This is a genomic window from Kineosporiaceae bacterium (assembly GCA_016713225.1).
Lineage (GTDB): Bacteria > Actinomycetota > Actinomycetes > Actinomycetales > Kineosporiaceae > JADJPO01.
In genome coordinates this window covers 18,300-39,198 of the sequence record JADJPO010000006.1, presented here as the reverse complement: position 1 = coordinate 39,198, position 20,899 = coordinate 18,300, and the positions used below count along the sequence as shown (strand labels likewise).

19 protein-coding genes and 1 tRNA gene are annotated in these 20,899 nt (G+C 70.5%); 4 read left to right on the top strand and 16 right to left on the bottom strand.

Annotated features, from left to right (window positions below; genetic code table 11):
- Positions 1–21: 21 nt before the first annotated feature.
- The 8 genes from IPK24_20580 to IPK24_20545 form a co-directional block, all read right to left on the bottom strand.
- Positions 22–1,209: an ABC transporter substrate-binding protein gene (locus tag IPK24_20580; protein ID MBK8077884.1), complete on the bottom strand. Its 1,188-nt coding sequence runs from the start codon at positions 1,207–1,209 to the stop codon at positions 22–24.
- Between the two features lie 49 nt (positions 1,210–1,258).
- Entirely contained in the window at positions 1,259–2,083 is an 825-nt protein-coding gene (locus tag IPK24_20575) for an ABC transporter permease subunit (protein ID MBK8077883.1), read from the bottom strand.
- A complete protein-coding gene (locus tag IPK24_20570; GenBank protein ID MBK8077882.1) occupies positions 2,080–2,967 on the bottom strand; it encodes an ABC transporter ATP-binding protein in 888 nt (295 codons plus the stop codon). The genes IPK24_20575 and IPK24_20570 overlap by 4 nt, the downstream gene beginning before the upstream one ends.
- A gap of 8 nt (positions 2,968–2,975) precedes the next feature.
- The gene (locus tag IPK24_20565) at positions 2,976–3,881 is read right to left on the bottom strand and encodes an ABC transporter permease subunit (protein ID MBK8077881.1); all 906 of its coding nucleotides are present in this window, start codon (positions 3,879–3,881) and stop codon (positions 2,976–2,978) included.
- A gap of 13 nt (positions 3,882–3,894) precedes the next feature.
- Entirely contained in the window at positions 3,895–4,911 is a 1,017-nt protein-coding gene (locus tag IPK24_20560; protein MBK8077880.1) for a TIGR03842 family LLM class F420-dependent oxidoreductase, read from the bottom strand.
- A 46-nt stretch (positions 4,912–4,957) separates the two neighbouring features.
- Entirely contained in the window at positions 4,958–6,379 is a 1,422-nt protein-coding gene (hydA, locus tag IPK24_20555; protein MBK8077879.1) for a dihydropyrimidinase, read from the bottom strand.
- A 13-nt stretch (positions 6,380–6,392) separates the two neighbouring features.
- The gene (locus IPK24_20550; GenBank protein MBK8077878.1) at positions 6,393–7,241 is read right to left on the bottom strand and encodes an acyltransferase; all 849 of its coding nucleotides are present in this window, start codon (positions 7,239–7,241) and stop codon (positions 6,393–6,395) included.
- A 322-nt stretch (positions 7,242–7,563) separates the two neighbouring features.
- Complete coding sequence (locus tag IPK24_20545; GenBank protein MBK8077877.1) at positions 7,564–7,812, bottom strand: cell division protein CrgA; 249 nt, start codon at positions 7,810–7,812, stop codon at positions 7,564–7,566.
- A 133-nt stretch (positions 7,813–7,945) separates the two neighbouring features.
- Here IPK24_20545 and IPK24_20540 point away from each other — a divergent pair, with 133 nt between their 5' ends.
- Both IPK24_20540 and IPK24_20535 read left to right on the top strand, forming a co-directional pair.
- Positions 7,946–8,731 carry a DUF881 domain-containing protein gene (locus tag IPK24_20540; protein ID MBK8077876.1) on the top strand — a complete coding sequence of 262 codons (786 nt, stop codon included), beginning with the start codon at positions 7,946–7,948 and terminating at the stop codon, positions 8,729–8,731.
- 55 nt (positions 8,732–8,786) lie between these two features.
- The gene (locus IPK24_20535; GenBank protein ID MBK8077875.1) at positions 8,787–9,443 is read left to right on the top strand and encodes an aminodeoxychorismate/anthranilate synthase component II; all 657 of its coding nucleotides are present in this window, start codon (positions 8,787–8,789) and stop codon (positions 9,441–9,443) included.
- Between the two features lie 27 nt (positions 9,444–9,470).
- On the opposite strand, the gene pknB is transcribed toward IPK24_20535, so the two are convergent.
- The 7 genes from pknB to IPK24_20500 are packed head-to-tail and all read right to left on the bottom strand — an operon-like array spanning position 9,471 to position 18,875.
- Entirely contained in the window at positions 9,471–11,396 is a 1,926-nt protein-coding gene (gene pknB / locus IPK24_20530; protein MBK8077874.1) for a Stk1 family PASTA domain-containing Ser/Thr kinase, read from the bottom strand.
- Positions 11,393–13,093, bottom strand: a complete 1,701-nt coding sequence (locus tag IPK24_20525) for a protein kinase (protein MBK8077873.1) — start codon at positions 13,091–13,093, stop codon at positions 11,393–11,395. Before IPK24_20525 ends, pknB begins: the two co-directional genes overlap by 4 nt.
- Positions 13,090–14,559 (bottom strand): penicillin-binding protein 2, encoded by a 1,470-nt coding sequence (locus tag IPK24_20520; GenBank protein ID MBK8077872.1) that lies wholly within the window; start codon positions 14,557–14,559, stop codon positions 13,090–13,092. The genes IPK24_20525 and IPK24_20520 overlap by 4 nt, the downstream gene beginning before the upstream one ends.
- Positions 14,556–15,914 carry an FtsW/RodA/SpoVE family cell cycle protein gene (locus IPK24_20515; GenBank protein MBK8077871.1) on the bottom strand — a complete coding sequence of 453 codons (1,359 nt, stop codon included), beginning with the start codon at positions 15,912–15,914 and terminating at the stop codon, positions 14,556–14,558. Before IPK24_20515 ends, IPK24_20520 begins: the two co-directional genes overlap by 4 nt.
- 3 nt (positions 15,915–15,917) lie before the next feature.
- Positions 15,918–17,456, bottom strand: a complete 1,539-nt coding sequence (locus IPK24_20510; protein ID MBK8077870.1) for a protein phosphatase 2C domain-containing protein — start codon at positions 17,454–17,456, stop codon at positions 15,918–15,920.
- Positions 17,457–17,461: 5 nt separating this feature from the next.
- The gene (locus IPK24_20505; protein ID MBK8077869.1) at positions 17,462–17,995 is read right to left on the bottom strand and encodes an FHA domain-containing protein; all 534 of its coding nucleotides are present in this window, start codon (positions 17,993–17,995) and stop codon (positions 17,462–17,464) included.
- 10 nt (positions 17,996–18,005) lie between these two features.
- Complete coding sequence (locus IPK24_20500) at positions 18,006–18,875, bottom strand: DUF3662 and FHA domain-containing protein (protein ID MBK8077868.1); 870 nt, start codon at positions 18,873–18,875, stop codon at positions 18,006–18,008.
- 218 nt (positions 18,876–19,093) lie between these two features.
- Between IPK24_20500 and IPK24_20495 the strand changes: the two genes are divergently transcribed.
- Positions 19,094–19,180, top strand: a tRNA-Leu gene (locus tag IPK24_20495).
- Positions 19,181–19,348: 168 nt separating this feature from the next.
- Here the strand turns inward: IPK24_20495 and IPK24_20490 are convergent.
- On the bottom strand, positions 19,349–19,837 hold the full coding sequence (locus tag IPK24_20490; GenBank protein ID MBK8077867.1) for an AAA family ATPase: 489 nt from the start codon (positions 19,835–19,837) through the stop codon (positions 19,349–19,351).
- Between the two features lie 181 nt (positions 19,838–20,018).
- Between IPK24_20490 and IPK24_20485 the strand changes: the two genes are divergently transcribed.
- On the top strand, positions 20,019–20,891 hold the full coding sequence (locus IPK24_20485) for a flippase-like domain-containing protein (GenBank protein MBK8077866.1): 873 nt from the start codon (positions 20,019–20,021) through the stop codon (positions 20,889–20,891).
- Positions 20,892–20,899 lie beyond the last annotated feature (8 nt).

Sequence of the window (20,899 nt, the reverse complement as noted above, 5' to 3'; positions counted from 1 at the left end):
GCATGAGCAGGTTCTCGGGGGTTACTTGCCGCCGGCGACGAGCGTGACGGTGATGGGCTTGAAGGCCGCGCCCTTGGTGTCGACCTTCTCGGCCTCCAACTCGGTCAGCGCCTGCTTGACGTACTCCGTCGTGTAGGCGGTGGCCGGCGGCTCCTTGGTGATGATGGTGCTGCCGCTCTCGTTCTTGGTGCCCATGGCCACCGACACGGTCTGCTTCCAGGCTGCGTCATCGATCATGCCGGCGCCGTTCGGGCTCGGCCAGATCAGCTTGTTGATCTCGTTCGCCATCCACAGCTGGTGACTCTGCCCCAGCGTCGACCCGGCCGCCGTCACGATCTTGGCCGCCTCCTCCGGGTTGTCCCGGGCGTAGGCCCACCCCTTGATGGAGGCCTTGATCAGCGCGACCGTCGTCTTCTTGTAGGCCTCGTCGCTCGCCAGCTTGTCGGAGTTGGCCCAGATCGCATCCTGCAACATCGCCGTGCCGACCGTGTTCCAGTCGATCACGTTGAGATCGTCGGCGGTGTAGAGCTTCCCGGTGGCCGGGTTCTTCGTCTCGAGCACCTGCGCATACTCGTTGTAGATCATCGCCTGCGCCGCGTCGATGTCCCCGGCCAGGAACCCGTTCATGTCGAAGGCCTGCTGCACCAGCGAGATGTCACCGACCTGGACGCCGTTCTTCTGCATCCCGGCGAACAGCTCGAACTCGTTGCCGTAGCCCCACGAGCCGACCTTCTTGCCCTTCAGCTGCGCCGGGGAGGTGATGCCGGCCGCCTTCTTCGAGATCTGCAAGGTGCCACTGCGCTGGAAGATCTGCGCCACGTCGGTCACCTTCGCGCCCTGCTCGATCGAGCCCAGCACCTTGGGAACCCACGAGATCGCGAAGTCGACGTCGCCGGCGGCCAGCACATCCTGCGGCACGATGTCGGCGCCACCCTCGACGATGGTCACGTCGAGACCGGCGTCCTTGAAGAAGCCCTTGTCCTTGGCCACGTAGTAGCCGGCGAACTGGCTCTGCGCGAACCACTGCAACTGCAGCTTGACCGGGGTGAGCGTCGCCGCCCCGCTCGACGAGCCGGACGACGCCGCGCTCGTCGAGCCGGAATCGCTCGTGCCGGAGCCACATCCGGCGGTGACGAGCCCGAGCACGACGGCCAGCGCCGCCACGCGGACTCCTCGGTTACCTGAGACACCGAAGACACCGAACACCATGACTATCCTCCTGTAGTGGGCCGGACTGGCTGGGAGAGAGCACCTTTCATCAGCGGCCGGCCCGATGCTCGATGGCCGCCGTCACGCCGTAGAAGATCAGGCCCAGCAGGATCGCACCGAGTACGTACGCCCACGCCAGGGTGTAGTTCGAACTGGACGCCGCCGAGGTGATCGCCTTGCCGAGCCCGCCGACCGGGCCTCCGAAGTACTCCGAGATCAGCGCCGAGATCACCGCAAGGGACGACGCCACCCGCAGACCCGTGGTGATGTACGGCGTGGCGCTGGGCAGGGTCAGGTGCCACGTCGACTGCCAGTGGGTGGCTCCGGCCGCCGCCATCAGGTCACGGTGCACCGCGGACACGTTGGCGAAGCCGCGCAGGGCATTGACGTACACCGGCACGAAGACCGCGATCGCGGCGATGATCTGCCGGGTGGTCTGCGCCCCGGCGCCCATCATCGTGTAGAGCACCGGCGCGAGCGCCACGATCGGGATCACCGACAGCGCCGTCACCACCGGCGCCCCGAGCCGTTCGGTGACCGGCCACAGGTGCCCGATCGCCGCGGCCAGCAACGCCACCACCGCGCCGGTCACCAACCCGATCGCGGCATTGGTGCCGGTCACCTTCATCGCAGTACCGATCGGGCCGATCTTGTCCGCGAAGGCCTGCCCGATCGCCACCGGCGAGGGCAGCACGAACGGCTCGATCGACAGCGCCACCACCGCGCCGTGCCACGCCCCGAGCAGGACGGCGCCCAGCACCAGCGGCGCGAGGACGTGCCGGCTGCCGTCCAAGCCGGACGACACCGCCGACGCAGACCACCCGGATCGCGCAGACCACCCGGATCGCTCGGGTCGCACCGTCGGCGTGCTCATCGGGTCTCGACCCCGCGCGGCCGGTTCGCCGCGCTCGCGCCCCGGTCGTTGTGTTCGTTCTGTTCACTCTGCTCGTTGTGTTCGCTGTGCAGGGCCTCGCGCACCTCGCTGATCGCCGTGAAGAAGGCCTGTTCCTCACGCAATCCCTCGCCCCGCTCGGTGGCGTCGCCGAGGTCGACCTCGATCACCTCGCGGATCTTGCCGGGGCGGGCCGACATCACCACCACCCGATGCGACAGGTACACCGCCTCCGGGATCGAGTGGGTCACGAACACCACGGCTGCCCCGGTCTCGGCGCACAACGCCAACAACTCGGACTGCATCCGTTCGCGGGTCATCTCGTCCAGCGCCCCGAACGGCTCGTCCATCAGCAGCAGCCGCGGGCTCTCGGCGAACGAGCGAGCGATCGCCACCCGCTGCTGCATGCCGCCGGAGAGCTGATCCGGGTAGTGGTCGGTGAACTCGCTCAGCCCGATCATCTCGAGCAGGTGCGCGATGCGGGCGTCACGGATCGCCTTGTCGGCGCCGTGCAACTGCAGCGGCAGGTCGATGTTCGCCCGCACCGTGCGCCAGGGCAGCAGCCCGGCCTGCTGGAAGGCGATGCCGTAGTCGTGGTCGAGCCGGGCCTGGTGCGGGGTCTTGCCGAACACCGAGATCGAGCCGGACGTCGGGGTGTCCAGGTCGGCGATCAGGCGCATCAGCGTGCTCTTGCCGCAGCCGGACGGCCCGATCAGCGACACGAACTCCCCCGCCGCCAGGGTCAGGTCGACGCCCTCGAGCGCATGCACCTCGCCCGAGCCGCGGCGTCCGCTGAACAGTCGGCTCACCGACTCGACCCGGACGGCGTCGCCGGCCTCAGCCACCCCGCCGGCCCCGCTGATCATGCCCGCGCTCACGTGGCCACTTCCCCTCTGCGATAGCGGTGCAGCAACGCGCCGATCAGGCTGACCACCCCGACCGCGACCAGCCCGAGAGCGACCGCGCCGAAGATCGGCCCCCAGGGCTTACCCGGGTCACCCCCGGACGCCGCGGCGTACTCGACGATCAACCGGCCGATGCCGCCGCGCAGCCCGATCGACACCTCGGCCACGACGGCGCCGACCACCGCGTTCGCCGCCGCCAGGCGCAGCCCGGACAGCAGATAGGGCACCGCGGCGGGAACGCGCAGGTGGGTCAGGGTGCGCCACCAGCCGATCGAGTAGGCACGCATCAGCTCCAGATGGGCCGTCTCGGGGGATTCCAGGCCCCGCAACGTGTTCACCGCGACGGGGAAGAACGCCAGGTACGCCGAGATCACCGAGACCGACATCCAGTTCTGCCAGTCCCACGGCCCCAGCGTCAGCTGCGCACCCCACCGGCGCACCAGGGGGGCGATCGCGATCAGGGGCACGGTCTGGCTGAGCACGATCCAGGGCAGCATCGCCGACTTGGCCACCCGCAGCCGCAACATCACCAGGGCCAGCGCCACCCCGATCAGCACGCCGAGCAGCCAGCCGACGGTCGCGATGCCCAAGGTGAACGTCGCCGCGTCGAACACCGCGCGCCACAGCGGCGGCGATCCCTTCACCGACGAGACCGGCTCGGCGAGCCGGCCCAGCATCGTCCACACGTGCGGCATGGCGAGTTCGCTGGTGCGCGGCAGCACGGTGCGCCCACCCAGGACGACGCCCCTCTCGGGGCCGATCAGCTTGTAGCCCTCCCAGAGCAGGGTCGGCAGCAGCACTCCACCCACGCCGTACCCCAGCGCGCGCAGCCGCCGCGACGTCGGTGATGCAGGCGATCTCAGGTCGGCGCTCATCCGATCGGCCCGCTCACAGCTTCGCCGTCACCACGTCCGCCAGGGCGGGGATCACCGTGGTGCCGTACGAGCGCATGGTGGCCTCGTTGTCGTCGTGCTGGATGTAGGCGGCGAACTGGTCGACCCCGATCGCCTCGAGCGCCCGGAGCTTCTCGATGTGTTCGGCCGGGGTTCCCAGGATGCAGAACCGGTCGACGATCTCGTCGGGCACGAAGCTGGCGTGGGTGTTGCCGGGGCGGCCGTGCTGGTTGTAGTCGTAGCCCTGCCGGCCGGCGATGTAGTCGGTCAGGGCCTTCGGCACGGCAGAGCTCTGACCGTACTTGGTGACGATGTCGGCCACGTGATTGCCCACCATGCCGCCGAACCACCGGCACTGGTCGCGCATGTGCGCCAGGTCGGTACCGACGTAGGCCGGGGCGGCGACACAGAACTTCACCGCCATCGGATCGCGCCCGGCATCGCTGGCCGCCGTCCGGACGGTCTCGATCATCCACGAGGCGATGTCGACGTCGGCCAACTGCAGGATGAACCCGTCACCGACCTCGCCGGTGAGCTGTAACGCCTTGGGGCCGTAGGCGGCCACCCACACGTCGAGGGTGGACCCCTTGCTCCAGGGAAAGCGCAGGATCGAGCCGTTGTACTCCACCGACCGTGAGTTGGCCAGCTCACGGATCACGTGGATCGCCTCGCGCAGCGTGGCCAGCGTGGTCGGTGCCCCGTTCACCACGCGCACCGCCGAGTCGCCGCGCCCGATGCCGCAGATGGTGCGGTTGCCGTACATCTCGTTGAGCGTGGCGTGGATCGAGGCGGTGACGGTCCAGTCGCGGGTGGCCGGGTTGGTGACCATCGGGCCGACCTTGATCTTGCGGGTCTCCTCCAGGATCTGGCTGTAGATGACGTAGGGCTCCTGCCAGAGCAGGTGGGAGTCGAAGGTCCACACGTAGTCGAAGCCGTAGGACTCGGCCAGCTTGGCCATCGCGACCGTGCGGGCCGCGGGCGGGTTGCACTGCAGTACCGCGCCGAACTCCATCGCGACCTCCTCCTGTGTGCCCGGACTGTGATCTGCTGGACGAGGGCTAGACGAGGTACTGACTCAGACCGCGTTTGACGTAGCGCCCGTGCCCCTTGCTCTCGTGGTACTCACCGTTCTCGATCAACACTCGGCCCCGGCTCATCACGACGTCCACGTGCCCGTCGATCTCGAACCCCTCCCACGCGGAGTGGTCCATCGCCATGTGGTGGGTCTTGCCGTACCCGATCGAGGTGTGGCCGTTCGGGTCGTAGACCACGAGGTCGGCGTCCGCGCCGGGGGCGATCACGCCCTTGCGCCCGTACAGGCCGAACATTCGCGCCGGCGTGGTCGAGGTGACCTCCACCCACCGCTCCAGCGAGATCTGGCCGCTGACCACGCCTTGGTACAGCAGGTCCATCCGGTGCTCCACCGACCCGATCCCGTTGGGGATCTTCATGAAGTTGCCCAGGCCGAGCTCCTTCTGGTCCTTGAAGCAGAACGGGCAGTGGTCGGTCGAGACCATCTGCAGATCGTTGGTGCGCAACGCCTGCCACATCGAGTCCTGGTGGCCCTCGGCGCGCGAGCGCAGCGGCGTCGAGCACACCCACTTCGCACCCTCGAATCCGGGCGCCCCGAGCTGTTCCTCCAGCGAGAGGTACAGGTACTGCGGGCAGGTCTCGCCGAACACGTTGGCGCCGCGGTCGCGCGCCGTGGCCAGTTGCGCCACAGCCTGTTTCGCCGAGACGTGGACGACGTACAGCGGCGCGCCCGTCAGGTCGGCCAGCATGATCGCCCGGTGGGTGGCCTCCTCCTCCATCTGCCAGGCGCGGGCGATGCCGTGGTAGTACGGATCGGTCTTGCCCGCGGCCACCAGCTGCTCGGCCAGCACGTCGATGGCGATGCCGTTCTCGGCGTGCATCATCGTCATCAGCCCGGTCTCGGCGCTGATCTGCATCGCCTTCAGGATCTGCCCGTCGTCGGCGTAGAAGACGCCCGGGTAGGCCATGAACAGCTTGAAGCTGCTGACCCCCTCGTCCAGCAGGCGCGGCATCGAGGCCAGGGCGTCGGCGTCCACGCTGCCGATGATCTGGTGGAACCCGTAGTCGATGGCGCAGTTGCCCTCGGCCTTGGCATGCCAGGTGGCCAGGCCGTCGAGCACCTGGACGCCGGGGGTCTGCAGCGCGAAGTCGACGATGGTGGTGGTGCCACCCCAGGCAGCCGCCCGGGTACCGGTCTCGAAGGTGTCCGAGGCGGCGGTGCCACCGAACGGCAACTCCATGTGGGTATGGGCATCGACCCCCCCGGGGATCACGTACTTGCCCGCGGCGTCGATCACCCGATCGGCGCCCGCCGCGAGATCGTGACCGAGCAGTGTCGAACCGGGGGCCAGGACGGCGACGATGCGCTCGCCGTCCACCAGGACGTCGGCGGCGACCCGGCCGGTCGCCGAGACGACGGTGCCGCCGGTGATCAGAGTGGTGCTCACGTCAACCCCTCCCTCACGGAGCCACGATCGGGCCATAGGCGTCGGGACGGCGGTCTCGATAGAACTGCCAGTCGGCGCGCACCTCGCGCACCAGGCTCATGTCGAGGTCGCGCACCAGCATCTCCTCATCGGTACTGGTGGCCACCTCGCCGACGTAGTTGCCGCGCGGGTCGGCGAAGTAGGAGGTGCCGTAGAAGTCGACCGCCTGCTCACCGAACTCGCCGGTCTCGGCGCCGACCCGGTTGGGCACGCCGACGAAGTAACCGTTGGCGCCGGCGGCGCAGGTCTGCTCCAGCTCCCACAGCCGGTTCGACAGGCCCGGCTTGGAGGCGTTCGGGTTGAACACGATCTGGGCGCCGTTCAGGCCGAGCACCCGCCACCCCTCGGGGAAGTGCCGGTCGTAGCAGATGGTCACGCCGATCTTGCCCACGGCGGTGTCGAACACCGGCCAGCCCAGGTTGCCGGGGCGGAAGTAGAACTTCTCCCAGAACCGGTCCACGTGCGGGATGTGGTTCTTGCGGTACTTGCCGAGGAAGGTGCCGTCGGCATCGATCACGGCGGCGCAGTTGTACAGGACGCCGGGCTGCTCCTCCTCGTAGACGGGCAGCACCATCACCATGTGGTGTTCGGCGGCCAGGGCGGCGAACCGTTCGGTGGTCGGGCCGGGCACCGACTCGGCGTAGTCGTAGTACTTCTTGTCCTGCACGATGCCGAAGTAGGGGCCGTAGAAGAGCTCCTGGAAGCAGATCACCTGCACGTTCTGGGCGGCCGCCTGCCGCACCAGACCCTCGTGCTTGGCGAGCATGGACTCCTTGTCGCCGGTCCACTTCGCCTGGGTGATGGCTGCCCGAACGATCGACATGATCTGCCCTCCGTGCTGCTGGCGGGAACGGCGCTTACGGTGTCGCGCGAACATTTCAGGACGATTTCCGCAGTGTCAAGGGTGTGGACCACCCGCCACTCGATCGTGACCATCGGCGGGCGGCTGTCCAGTGGAGGTGAGCGGCGCCTCCCAGCAGGCCGGACAGGCTTGTCCACATGGTTACTCACACCTGTGTAATTCCAGGTCTGTGACTTCCCACAGGCTGTGGTCAACCCTGTGGATGTACGGGAACGCACGACTGCCCGGCCACGCACGAGGGCGTGGCCGGGCAGCGACACGTGGTGCGAAGGGGACCTGCGGCTCAGCGCCAGCGGGTGGTCATCACGAACCCGGCCATGACGATGCCGAACCCGATCCCGAGGTTCCAGTAGCCGATGCCCGGCACCGGGTAGCGGAACTCGGCCAGGTAGCTGACGACGAGGTAGATCAAACCCAGCACCAGCAGTCCCACCATCACCGGGACGAACCAGCGCGCGTTCGGCTTGGGTGGGGCCGCCTTGGCCGATGGCGGGGTGAACGGCGCCTTGCGGCGAACCCGGGACTCGGGCATGTCAGGCTCCTCGACCGGACGCGGGTGCACGCCGGTGTCGATCACTCGTGGGATGTGTGCTCTGGTGATTCCATCTTCGCGTACCTAGCGTAAGCGGCCGAAGCGATCCTCGAGGCAGGAGGTGCACGGACCGATGGTGGCGAGCCACGAATCGAGCCACGAATCGAGCCAGGAATCGACCCCGGAATCGAGCCAGGAATCGACTCCACGCCGTGCACACCGGTGGCCGCTCGCGGCCGTGCTGCTGCTGGCCGGGCTGCTGTTCTCCACCAGCGCCCACGAGGCGCAGCACGGCACCCCACGCACCGATCGCGTCGACAGCACGGCGCTCTACACCCCCGAACAGGCCCGCGGGCAACAGGCCGCCGACCGGGTCGCCCGGCTGACCCGCCAGATCGACGGCCTCACCGCCGCCGAGGGCCGCGCCAACGGCACGGTCGCCAGGCTGCAGGCCGAGGTCGCCGCCCTCGCGCAACCTGCCGGTCTGACGGCGCTGCGGGGTCCGACGCTCACGGTGACCCTGGACGACGCCCCCGCAGGCCGGGTGCGCGAGGGCTTCCGCGCCGACGAGCTCGTCGTCCATCAGCAGGACCTCCAGGCCGTGGTCAACGCGCTGTGGGCGGGCGGCGCCGAGGCGATCACCCTGATGGGACGGCGGATCATCGCCACCACCGCGGTGCGCTGTGTGGGCAACACGCTGTTGGTGCAGGACACGCTCTACTCGCCGCCCTACGTGGTGGTTGCCCTCGGCGACCCCGAGGCCCTGCGGCGCGGTCTGGACACCTCGCCGGAGGTCGGGGTGTACCGCGAATACGTGCGCCAGGTCGGTCTCGGCTACGACGTGCGCGACGGCGGGATCCAGCAGGTGCCCGGCTACACGGGCGCCCCGCGACTCGATCACGCGCGGCCACTGCCCTAGTCGTACCCGAGCCGGCGGACCGTCACCGAACAGCGGGAACTGACACGATGGAGGCGTGAGCGAGCGCACCCACAGCACAGACACCCCCGCCGTCCGGATCCTCGTGGTCGACAACTACGACAGCTTCGTGTGGACGATCGTCGGCTACCTGGCCCAGCTCGGCGCGAGCTGCGACGTCCGGCGCAACGACGAGGTGGGTACGGCGGACGCCGCCGGCTACGACGGCGTGCTGCTCTCGCCCGGGCCGGGCACGCCGGCCGAGGCCGGGGTCTGCCCGGCGATGGTCGAGTACTGCGCCGCGCACGCCCAGCCGATGCTCGGGGTGTGCCTGGGCCATCAGGCGCTCGGCGAGGTGTTCGGCGGCACCGTGACCCATGCCCCCGAGCTGATGCACGGTAAGACCTCGCAGGTCTTCCACACCGGGCACGGGGTGCTGAGCGGCCTCGATTCACCGTTCACCGCGACCCGGTACCACTCCCTGGCGGTGGTCGCCGACACGGTGCCGGACTGCCTCGAGCTGACCGGCTGGACCAGCGACGGCGTCGTGATGGCGCTGCAGCACCGCGAGTTGCCGCTGCACGGCGTGCAGTTCCACCCCGAGTCGGTGCTCACCGAGGGCGGTCACCGGCTGCTCGCGAACTGGCTCGCCCAGTGCGGTTCGCCGGACGCCGTGGCCCGTTCCGCCGGGCTGGCCCCCCTGGTCCGCCGCTGACGTTCAGCTCGACGATCAGCTCGACGATCAGCTCGGTGCCGGGCTCGGCTCCGGCCCCGGGGACGCCCCGTCCGAGGGGGTGTCGGTCGGCGGCACCTCGGTTGGTGGTGGGGACGCCTGCGCCGCAGCCACGTGCAGCGTCACGTTGCCACTGCCGCGTTGCAGCTTCTCGCCCTTGGCCGGCTCCTGGCGGATCACCGTGCCCACGGGCTGGTCACTCGGCTCGGGCACGACGTTCACGTTGAGGTTGAGGTCGTTGAGGATCGCCTGGGCCTCGGTGAGGGACTTGCCCGTCACGTCGGGGACGTCCACCATCCCGCTGGAGATCAGCAGGGTGACGCCCGAACCCTTGGCCACGGACTTGGTGGCCTTCGGATCGGTACCGGCCACCTTGTCCTTGTCGATCTCCGCATTGTCCACCGACTTGGTGCCTGCCACCGTGAGTCCGGCCTTCTTCAGCTCGGCCTCGGCCTGCTCGCGGGTCATGTCCTTGACGTCGGGCACCTGCACGGTCGACGAACCGGTCGAGATGGTCAGCGTGACCGAACTGCCCTCGTCGACCCGCACGCCACTGGCAGGGTCCTGGTCGATGACCGTGTCGGGCGGCACCGTGTCGCTGGCCTGCTCGACCGACGCCACGGTCAGCTTCGCCTCGCTCAGCTTGGCGACGGCCTCGGTGCGGGTCAGGCCCTTCACCGGGGGCACGGCGACCTGCTTGATGGACGTCCCGAGCATGGTGTACGCCAGGTAGGCCACGGCGGCGAACACCGCCACGACCACCAGCCCGAGCAGCACGTAGCCGACGTTGCGGCCGGCGCCCCGTGAGGTGCCGCGTCCGTTGGGGCCGTTGGGGTCGTAGCCCTGCAGCTGCGGGTCGGGGTAGCGGGTGTCGTACCCGGCGTACCCGTTGTCGTAGTCGGAGCCGTACCCGGTCGGCGGCGGCGGCAGTTGGGTGGCCAACGGCCGCGTCGGGCCCGCCGAACCCGCTGCACCTGCCGGGCCGGGCGGACGGGTCATCGCCTCGGTCGGCGCGTAGGCCCCGCGATCGTCGCCGCCGCGCCCGCCCCCGACCGCCATGGCGGGAGCCCCGACCGGACGCCCGGCGCGCACGTTCTCGAGGTCGGCCCGGAACTCGGCGGCGTTCTGGTACCGGGTCTCACGGTCCTTCGCCAGCGAGTGCAGCACCACCCGGTCGAGGTTCTCGCTGATGGCGGGGTTGAGCGAGCTCGGCAGCGGCGGGGCCTCCCGGACGTGCTGGTAGGCCACGGCGACCGGTGAGTCGGCGACGAACGGCGGTCGACCGGTGACCAGTTCGAAGAGCAGGCACCCGGCGGAGTAGAGATCGCTGCGGGCGTCGACGGTCTCGCCACGGGCCTGCTCGGGCGACAGGTACTGCGCGGTGCCGATCACGGCCTGGGTGGCCGTCATGGTGTTCGAGACGTCGGCCAACGCCCGCGCGATGCCGAAATCCATCACCTTGACGTCGCCGTCCGGGGTGAGCATGACGTTGGCCGGCTTGATGTCGCGGTGCACGATGCCGGCGCGGTGGCTGTACTCCAGCGCCGACAGGACCCCGCTGGTCAGTTCGACGGCCTGCGAGACCTGCAAGGGCTGCCCGTCGCGCAAGAGTTCGCGCAAGGTCCGGCCCTCGACGTACTCCATCACGATGTACGGCAGCGCGATCAGGCTGCCCGCGGCGTCCACCAGCTGTTCTTCGCCGGTGTCGTACACCGCGACGATCGCCGGGTGGTTGAGCGAGGCGGCCGACTGCGCCTCGCGACGGAACCGCGCCTGGAAGATCGGGTCCCGGGCCAGATCGACCCGCAACAACTTGATGGCCACCACCCGCCCCAACCGGGTGTCGCGGCCCAGGTGCACCTCGGCCATACCGCCACGGCCCAGGAGATCGCCCACCTCGTAGCGATTGCCGAGCACCCGCGGGTTGTCACTCATGGCTTCTCCTGGACGAGCGCGGCACCCAATCCACCGGCGGCGGGCGAGGACGGGGGAGGGACGCTCGCCGTGGGCGAGACCGGCACCGACGGGGTGGTCGGCGGCGGCGTGGTCGGATCAGGACTGGTCGGCCCGGGGCTCGACGGTGCGGGGCTGGACGGCGCCGGCGAGCTCGGCCGCCCGCTGGACGGCGGCGCGCTGGTGGGCACGCCCGAGGACGGCGCCACCGACGGCGAGCGGCTGGGGCGGGAGGACGACTTGCGCCCGGTCGGGGTCAGCGAGCCGGTTTGAGACGTCGTGGGCAGCAACGAGGGCGTCTGGGCTCCGGTGACCTGGGACGTCGGCGTCGCGTCGGTGACGTCGACCGGACCACCCGGGTCCTCGGTGGTGGCGACGATCAACACCACCACCAGCACGATCACGCCCAGCAGGCCCCCGATCAGCAGCCAGGTCGGCGAGATCTTCGGCCGCCCGTCGCGCCGTCGTCCGGTGTTCGGTCCCGGCGGCCGCGAGCCGGCCGCCGCACCGCCACCGGCGCGGCGGGTCGCCGGCAGGCCCTGGGGGGCGGTGGGAACGCTCGGCCACCCGCCCGGCCGGGGCGCGGCAACGGTGTCGGCAGCACCCGGCGTGACCCGGGTCGGAGGTGCCCCGAGGCCACCGGCGATCGGTGACGATGAGGCCGGCGACGGTGCGGTCGGCGGGGCACTGTGCCGTCCAGCGCGTGAGGCGGCCACGCCGTCCGGCCCGATCATCGGCGCCTGCGCCGAGTGGACGTGCCGGTGGTGCGCGGTGCCGTCCTGGCGGGACCCACCGATGTCGGCCAGCGCCGTCGGGTCGTGGGCGAGCAGCTTCTCGAGGGCGATGGCGAACAGCTCGGCCGACCGCACCCGATCGGCCGGGTCCTTCTCCATGGCGGCATCGACGGCAGCCACGACGTCCGGCGGGATGGTGCCGGGCAGCGGCGGCGGCTGCTGACTCAGATGGGCCGTGGCCACCAGCACCTGGTTGTCGCCCTCGAACGGTCGATGACCGGCCAGGCACTCATAAGCCACCACACCCAGGGCGTACACGTCCGACAACGGGCTGGCGTCCAGACCCCGGGCCAGCTCGGGGGCCAGGTAGTGGGCCGTGCCCATCACCTGTCCGGTCATGGTGAGCGGCTCGTGGTCGACCGGACGCGCGATGCCGAAGTCGGTGACCTTCACCCGGCCCTCGGGCGTGACCATCAGGTTGGCGGGCTTGACATCGCGGTGGATGACACCCTTGGCGTGGGCGGCGTGCAACGCGCGGGCGGCCTGGGCCAGCAGCGCCAAGGTGCGCTCGATGCCCAGCGCACCCCGGGTCAGGATTGCCGAAAGGGCTTCTCCTGGAACGAGTTCCATCACCAGGTAGGCGATGCCGTCGCCCTGCACCGGGTCGGCGGACGGCGACACGCCGTCCGGCCCGACGGTCGTCTCGCCGTAGTCGAAGACCGCGGCGATGCCGTTGTGCGGCAGGCTGGCCGCGGTGCGCGCCTCGGCCCGGAACCGCTTGCGGAAGGCCTCGTCCTCGGCGAGCTCGGCGCGCAGGATCTTGACCGCCACCGACCGGCCGAGACCCTCGTCGGTGGCGCGCCACACCTCGCCCATGCCACCGACCGCGATCCGTTCACTGAGCCGGTAGCGACCATTGATCCGCGTCCCCGCGCGCACGCTCACTGGCTGATCACCGCCTCCATGACCTTCTTCGCGATCGGGGCCGCCACTCGGCCACCCGACGCCTCGTCTCCGAGCGTTCCACCGTCCTCCACGATGACGGCCACGGCGACCTGTGGATCATCCGCAGGGGCGAACGCGGTGAACCATGCGTTCGGTGGCCGCTTGCGTCCCTGGGCATCCTTGCCCTGCTCGGCGGTGCCGGTCTTGCCCGCCACCCGGACGCCGTCCAACTGGGCTCGGGTGCCGGTACCGGAGGAGACCACGGCCTCCATCATGTCGGTCAGCTTCTCGGCCGTGCCCGTCGAGACCGCCCGGCCCAGCTCCTCGGTCTGCGGGCGCGACATCACGGTCAGGTCCGCCGCCAGGATCCGGTTGACCAGGCGCGGCTTCATCACGATGCCCCGGTTGGCGATCGCCGCCGAGACCATGGCCATCTGCAGCGGGCTGACCCGGACGTCGAACTGGCCGATCGCCGACTGGGCCACCTGGGCAGGGCTCGGGTTCTCGGGGAACTGGCTCGGGGTCACCGTCAGCGGCATCTTCAGGGGCTGACCGAAACCGAACTTCGTCGCCTGCTCACGCAGCGCCTCGCCCCCCAGGGCCATACCGACCGAGCCGAACGCGGTGTTGCAGGAGATCCTCAAGGCATCCTTCAAGGTGATCTTGCCGCTGGGTGAGCAGGCGCCGGAGAAGTCGTTGGGCAGGGTGGTCTTGGTCTGGGGCAGGGTCAGCTGGGCCGGGCCGTCCACCTCGGTGTCGAGCTCGTAGTCACCACTCTCCAGGGCAGCGGCGGCCGTGATCAACTTGAAGGTCGATCCGGGCGGGTAGAGCCGGCTCGCGATGGCCCGGTTCTCCAGCGGGCGGCCCTCGTCGTCGTTCAGGGCGGTGTAGGCCTTCTTGACCGCTGCTGTGTCGTGGGAGGCCAGCCGGTTCGGGTCGTAGGCGGGCTTGCTCACCATCGCCAGGATGTCGCCGGTGCGCGGGTCGAGCGCCACCACGGCGCCTCGCTGATCGCCGAGGGCGTCCCACGCCGCCTGTTGCGCCTTCGGCTGGATCGTCAGCTCCACCGTGGCCCCCTGGGCGGGCTTGCCGGTGAGCAGGTCCTGGATCCGCCGGACGAAGAGCTGATCGGCTGTGCCGGACAGCAACGAACCCTCGGCCGCCTCGATGCCGGTGGCACCGTAGACGATCGAGTAGTAGCCGGTGACGGCGCTGTAGAGCGGTCCATCGGGGTAACTGCGCTGGTAGGTGTAGGCGTCGTCCACCGCTTTGGACACGGCGATCTGACGCCCGGCCAGGATGATCGGTTGCCGTTCGCGGCCGAAGTTCTTGTACAGCGTCCGGGCGTTCCCGGGGCGGGCATCCAGCCACGAGGCCCGCACGAACTGCACATAGGTGCCGGCGCCGAAGAGCAACGCGAACAACACGGTGACCACGGTGGCCAGGCGGCGCAACGGGGTGTTCATGCCGGCACCACCTCCGTCGGAGCCGTGTCCGGCGAGGGCGCCGGCGGTCGGCGGGCCGAGTCGGAGATCCGCAACAGCAGGGCGACGATGATCCAGTTCGACAGCAGCGACGAGCCGCCATAGGCCAGGAACGGAGTGGTCAGGCCGGTCAGCGGGATCACCCGGGTGACGCCCCCGACCACGACGAACACCTGCAGCCCGAGCGAGAAGGCCAGCCCGGCCGAGAGCAGCTTGCCGAAGCCGTCGCGCACCCCGATCGCGGTCCGCAGGCCTCGCTCGACCAGCAGCAGGTAGAGCATCAGGACGGCGAACAGTCCGGTGAGCCCGAGCTCCTCACCGATCGAGGTGATGATGAAGTCGCTCTCGGCGAACGGGACGATGTCGGGCCGGCCCATGCCCAGCCCGGTGCCGAGCAGGCCCCCGCTGGCCATGCCGAACAGACCCTGCTGCAACTGGTAGGCGGGCACCGACGGGTCGAAGGTGTGCAGCCAGGCGTCCACCCGGCGGGCCACGTGCGAGAACACCAGGGACGCCACGTAGGCGCCGCCGACGAACAGGCTCAGGCCGATCACGATCCAGCTGGTGCGTTCGGTGGCGACGTAGAGCAGTGCCACGAACAGGCCGAAGAAGAGCAACGAGGTGCCGAGGTCGCGCTGGAACACCAGCACACCCAGGCTGACCCCCCAGACCAGCAGGATCGGCCCCAGGTCACGGGCCCGCGGCAGCTGCAGCCCCAACACCTTGCGACCCACCAGGGACAGCGAGTCCCGGGCGATCACCAGGTAGCCGGCGAAGAACACCGCCAGGGCGATCTTGGCGATCTCGCCGGGCTGGAACGACATCGGCCCCAGCCGGATCCAGATCCGGGCTCCGTTGATCTCCTTGCCGACGAACGGCACCAGCGGCAGCAGCAACAACGCGATGGCGGCGGCCATGGCGGTGTAGGTGTACCGGGCGAGGCCTCGGTGGTCGCGCAGCACGATCAGCACCACGATCGCTGCCGCGACGCCCACGGTGGTCCAGGTGAGCTGGCGCAGGGCCATGGAGTCACCCACCTCGCGGCCCTCGGCGAGGTCGAGGCGGTGGATCATCACCAGACCGAGGCCGTTCAGCGCGGTCGCGATCGGCAGGATCACCGGGTCGGCATAGGCCGCCCGAAGCCGCAGGACGAGGTGAACGGTCAGGGCCAGCAGCCCCATGCCGCCGCCGTAGGCCGCCATGTCACCCGGGATCCGCCCGTTGTGGGCGATGCCGACCAGGGCATACGCGCCGAGCCCGATCGCGATGGCCAGCCCCAGCAGGGCCAACTCGACGTTGCGTCGGGTTCGGGTGACGACCGGGGCGACGACGACCATCCATCAGCTCCCGCTCGCGGACGCCCCGACGGTCGCCGGGGTGAGATCACCGCAGTCGAGGTCCGACGGGACCGACGGCGTGGGCGTGGGACTCTCGGACGGCGTCGGCTCGAGGGTCACCGTCGGCGGCGCGTTCAAGGTGGTCGCGGAGGCGGAGGGCAGCGGGACCGTCGGCGTGGGCCGAACAGCGGCCTTGGCCGAACCGGTCACCGCGGGCGTGGCGGCTGCCGTGGGGCTGGGCGTGGGCGCCGGAGGTGTGGGCGTCGGCGTGGGCGTCGGTGTCGGCGTCGGCGTCGGCGTCGCGGTGGCGGCCGCACGCAACGCCAGGCACCGGGCAGCCAGGTCGCGGTAGCGCGCCACGATCTGCTGGGCGCCGTCCAGGGTGTCCGCCGGGATCCCGGCGGTGATCTGATTGCGGGCGTAGTCGGGCAGGTCGACCAGCTTCACGTCGTCCTCGACCATCTTGACCCGCGACAGACTCAGCGGCCCGAGATCCTGCGGCAGGCCGTTGAACACGGCGACCGCCCCCTGGGAGTCCCCGACGAACAACTGGGCGGCGACCCAGCGCCAGGCGCCGAATCCTCCCCCCAGCACCAACAGCAACACCAGCAGGCTGCCGCCGATCACCCGGCGACGGTGACGGACAGGGGTGGTCGGCGCATGTGAGTCCTCCTCGTCGGCGTCGCCGCCGACGGCCGTGAGCGCGGCAGCGCGCTCAGCGGCAGAACCCTGACCCTCACGGCCCTGGGGCAGGCCACGACGCGGTTGGTGCAACGAGGCCGCCCCCACGATGTACGTCGAGAGCTCGCCGTGGGCACTGTCGTCGACGACGTCCGCGACGATGCAGGTGACGTTGTCCGGCGCCCCGGCGCGCAACGCCAGGTGCACCAGGTGTTCGCAGGTGCTGCCCGGGTCGGCCAGCACGGCCATGGTGTCCTGCATGGTCTCGAGACTGACCACACCGGACAGACCGTCCGAACAGAGCAGGTACCGATCACCGATCCGGGCCTCGCGCATCGACAGGTCCGGCTCGACGTCGTCCACGACATCGCTGACCACCCGCATGACCACGCTGCGCTGCGGGTGGATCTCGGCCTCGGCCAGGGTGATCCGGCCCTCGTCGACCAGCGTCTGCACGAAGGTGTGGTCCTTGGTGATCTGCACCAGGGCGCCGTCCCGCAGCAGGTAGGCCCGCGAATCGCCGATGTGGGCCAGCGCCAGCCGGTTGCCCGCGCGCAACAGGGCGGTCACCGTGGTGCCCATGCCCGCCAGGGCCGGCTCCTCGTCGACCCGGTCGAGCAGCTCACGGTGCGCCGCGTGGACCGCCTCCGAGAGGTGGTCCAACGCATCGGCACCGTGCAACTCGTCGTCCAGCGGGGCCATCTCGCCGATGGCCAGGGACGAGGCGACGTCACCGCCGGCGTGCCCGCCCATGCCGTCCGCCACGACCAACAGGTTCGGGCCGGCGTAGGCCGAGTCCTGATTGTTGGAGCGCACCAGGCCGACGTCGGAACGAGCCGCGTACCGCAACGCGATCGCCACTCCGGCTACCTCCGCAACTCGATGGTGGTGCGCCCGATGCGGAAACTGCTTCCGGCATCGAGCGCTGTCGGCACGCTCAGCTTGGTGCGTCCGATGAACGTGCCGTTCGTCGAACCCAGATCCTCCAACATCCAGACCCCATCCCGCAGCGACAACTGGGCATGGCGGTTGGATGCATAGTCGTCCTCGAGCACGAGGGAGCACTCCGGCGCCCTACCGATCACGATCGGCGCCTGGGTCAGCGCGATCGATGTGCCCTTGAGCGACCCCGCAGTGACCAAGAGGTGGCCGCCTGTGGGCGTCCCTCGCGGCGGGGTGCGCGGGGAGAGCGCACCCCGTCCCCGACCGTCCGGTGCGCCGGCCGGGACGGCGGCGCGGGCGCGGCCCAATCGCGAGCGGGTCGAGGCCAGCGGCGTCTCCTTGCGGCGCACCTGGGTGCCGAACAGGTCACGGCGCAGCACCGCCACCACGGCCAGCACCAGGACCCACAGCAGGCCGAGGAATCCCAGCCGCAAGAGGGTGAGGGTGAGTTCGCTCATCGCCCGTCGGTCACCAGTGCCCGGGGCCGCCGCCGGGCGGATGCGGCGGGCTCACCGCATCCAGGTCACCGGCGCGAAAGACGATGCGGGTGCGTCCGATGGTGATCACGCTGCCGTCGACGAGAGTGGTCACCGGGCGCTTGGCACCGTCGACGAAGGTGCCATTGGTCGATCCGAGGTCGATCACCCGGGCGCGACCATCGGTGATGTGGATCTCGGCGTGCCGGCGGGAGACGCCGGAGTCGTCGAGCACCACGTCCGCGTCCGTGCCCCGCCCGATCACCGTCACCGGACGGGAGATCTCGAAGACCTCGTCACCCAGGTCGAGCGTGGGCCGGGCGTGCGAACCCGCCCAGGGAGCGGCAGTCGGCTCGGGCCAGCCGGGTTGAGCCGGCGGCGGCGGGGCAACCCGGCGTCCGGGGGGCAGGTCGGACCCGGGCCCGGGAACGGGGGGTGCGGGGGGTTGAACCGGGGGCGGGCCGGCGGCGCGCCGTCCGGAGGGAACATCACCCTTGGCGGTCCGGCTGCGCACCCGGAACAGACCGGTGTCGAGGTCCTCGGCCTGCTCGAAGGTGACCTTCACCGAACCGGCCAGGTGATAGCGCTGCTGCCGGGCGTAATCGGCCACCACGGCGCTCAGTTCGTCGCCGAGGGCCTCTTCCCACTGGCCCAGTCGCTGATGGTCGGCGGTACCGAGCTCGACCACGAAGGCATTGGGGGCGATGGTGCGGTCGCGGGCCACGATGGCGGCCTTCTCGTCGCACTCGCGTCGCAGCGCGCTGGCGATCTCGACCGGCTGCACCTCGCTGCGGAACGCCTTGGCGAAGGCGCCGTTGACGGCGCGCTCGATGCCCTTCTCGAATCGATCGAGAACTCCCACGCCGCCCACCTCCTTCGGATCGCGGCTCCCACGCAGTCGTCGGACGACGACGGCGCGTGGACCTCCCCTGCCTGCGCGCCGGGCCGACGTGCCGAGGTCAGCGTAACCGCGCGGACGACCCGGCCGCCTCCCCGCGGTGCGGCGAACACCGGCCGAGGATGTGGCCTGGATTACCGTTCGGGATCGACCCCGGGTGCGTGCTAGCCTTTCCACCGCTCGCGCGAGTGGCGGAATAGGCAGACGCGCACGGTTCAGGTCCGTGTGCCCGAAAGGGCATGGGGGTTCAACTCCCCCCTCGCGCACCATGTGGTGCAGGTTCGGTCAGGCCCCTGATCTGCGGTGACGCAGCAGGGGCCTTTCTGGTTGTGCGGTCACTTCTGATCCGGTGCGGTCACTTCTGGCGCTGGTGCGGTCACTTCCCACCGAAGACAACGCTGTCATGGGGTCAGAAGTGACCGCACTCGGTCGTCCCGTCACCCGAGCGCGGCCACGACCGCCTCGATGTGCCGCCGTGGGTCCCCGAGGTTGTCGATCACCAGGTGGGGCTCCACGAACGGGTCCCAGTCCCGATCGAGCACCTGCTGCCAGGTCGGGATCTCGTGCCCGGGCATCTCGGCGGAGCGCGACTCCACCCGGCGGCGGTGCTCGGCCTGGTCGCTGCAGATCACCTCGACCCAGTGCAGGGCCACGCCACACTCCCGCGCCACGCCGGCCCAGAGGTCGCGGACGATCTGCAGGCCGTTGACCGCATCGGCGACCACGCGACGTCCGGAGCGCAGTTGATCGGCGGCCACCCGCGCCGCCACCACGTACCCGACCGGGTTGTCCCGGAACGGGTGCAGCGTCGTGGCGATCGCCGACTCGATGGTGTCGATCCGCAGGAACGTCGCCCCCAGCCGATCCGCCACGCCCCGCGCGAGCGCGGTCTTGCCCACCCCGGGCAGCCCAGCGACCGCGATCAGCGTCGCCGGCGAGGCGTCGCGATTCTCGATCACCGGGCCAGGCTAGTACGGCGTGCTCGAGACCTCGACGCCGTCCCTCTCGCGTCCCGATCCTCACCCTGGTCCGATCACGGCCCATCGTGAGCGATGATGGAGCGGGTGACGCGCGCCCTGCGCCCGCCTGGTGCGAGGTGACATGCGCGTGTGGCACAGACCGGTGATCTCCCGGTCGTTCAAGGTCCTGGCCATCGTGGTTGCGGTGGCCGTTCCTGTGATCACCCTCCCCCGGTTGCCCGCACTCGACCTGTGGCCTGCCCTCGCCGGGCTCCTGATCTGGACGGTGGGCAAGTACCTGCTGTGCCCCCTGCGCTGGCGCGGACTGTCCGACAGCGGCCGCGGTACCGGCTGGCACGTCGGTGCCTACGCCGAGTCGGAGCTGCTGGGCCTGCTCACTCCCGGGCACGTCGGCGCCGACCTCTGGCGGATCAAACGGTTGACCGGGGTCGGGATGGCCCGCGGCTCCGCCGCCGCCGAGGTGACCCTGGACCGTCTGGTCGGCGCGATCGGCCTGACCCTCTTCGTCGGTCTGGCCGGAGCGGCACTTCCGGTCCGCCTGCTGGTCGGCGTCCTCGGGCTGGCAGCGATGCTGGTCGCGGCGCTGCTCCTGGTGCGCCGGGTGCGACCGCACTGGATCCCGCGGCGAGAGTGGCCGACGCCCGGCCGGCTGGCCCGCGGCCTGGTGCTCTCGGTGGCCTATCAGGCCTCGATCATCGCGTTGCTGTTCGGCGCCCTGCTCGCCACCGGGCACACCACGAACCCGCTGGCGGTGCTGGCGGCCTTCGGGGCCAGCCAGCTCGCCGGCGTCGTGCCCGGCCCGCACGGGGCCAGCCCCCGGGACGCGGCCCTGGCCGTCGCCCTGGTCGGGTTCGGGGTGCCCTGGACGGCCGCACTCGGCGCCGTGGCGCTCAAGGCGCTCTTGGCCTGGGCGCCCGCGCTGCTGCTCGGCGGCGGCGCCCTGCTGCTGGCCGGCCGCTGGCACGAGGCCTCCGCCGTGCGTCGCGGCAGCAGCGCCTGATCCGAGGT

Excerpts from the sequence above, each read along its gene's own strand:
- pknB (MBK8077874.1), bottom strand. The coding sequence starts at position 11,396 with ATGAGTGACAACCCGCGGGTGCTCGGCAATCGCTACGAGGTGGGCGAT.
- IPK24_20520 (MBK8077872.1), bottom strand. The coding sequence starts at position 14,559 with ATGAACACCCCGTTGCGCCGCCTGGCCACCGTGGTCACCGTGTTGTTC.
- IPK24_20560 (MBK8077880.1), bottom strand. The coding sequence starts at position 4,911 with ATGGAGTTCGGCGCGGTACTGCAGTGCAACCCGCCCGCGGCCCGCACG.
- IPK24_20570 (MBK8077882.1), bottom strand. The coding sequence starts at position 2,967 with ATGATCAGCGGGGCCGGCGGGGTGGCTGAGGCCGGCGACGCCGTCCGG.
- IPK24_20580 (MBK8077884.1), bottom strand. The coding sequence starts at position 1,209 with ATGGTGTTCGGTGTCTTCGGTGTCTCAGGTAACCGAGGAGTCCGCGTG.
- IPK24_20505 (MBK8077869.1), bottom strand. The coding sequence starts at position 17,995 with ATGAGCGAACTCACCCTCACCCTCTTGCGGCTGGGATTCCTCGGCCTG.
- IPK24_20515 (MBK8077871.1), bottom strand. The coding sequence starts at position 15,914 with ATGGTCGTCGTCGCCCCGGTCGTCACCCGAACCCGACGCAACGTCGAG.
- IPK24_20565 (MBK8077881.1), bottom strand. The coding sequence starts at position 3,881 with ATGAGCGCCGACCTGAGATCGCCTGCATCACCGACGTCGCGGCGGCTG.
- IPK24_20545 (MBK8077877.1), bottom strand. The coding sequence starts at position 7,812 with ATGCCCGAGTCCCGGGTTCGCCGCAAGGCGCCGTTCACCCCGCCATCG.
- IPK24_20540 (MBK8077876.1), top strand. The coding sequence starts at position 7,946 with ATGGTGGCGAGCCACGAATCGAGCCACGAATCGAGCCAGGAATCGACC.
- IPK24_20575 (MBK8077883.1), bottom strand. The coding sequence starts at position 2,083 with ATGAGCACGCCGACGGTGCGACCCGAGCGATCCGGGTGGTCTGCGCGA.
- IPK24_20550 (MBK8077878.1), bottom strand. The coding sequence starts at position 7,241 with ATGTCGATCGTTCGGGCAGCCATCACCCAGGCGAAGTGGACCGGCGAC.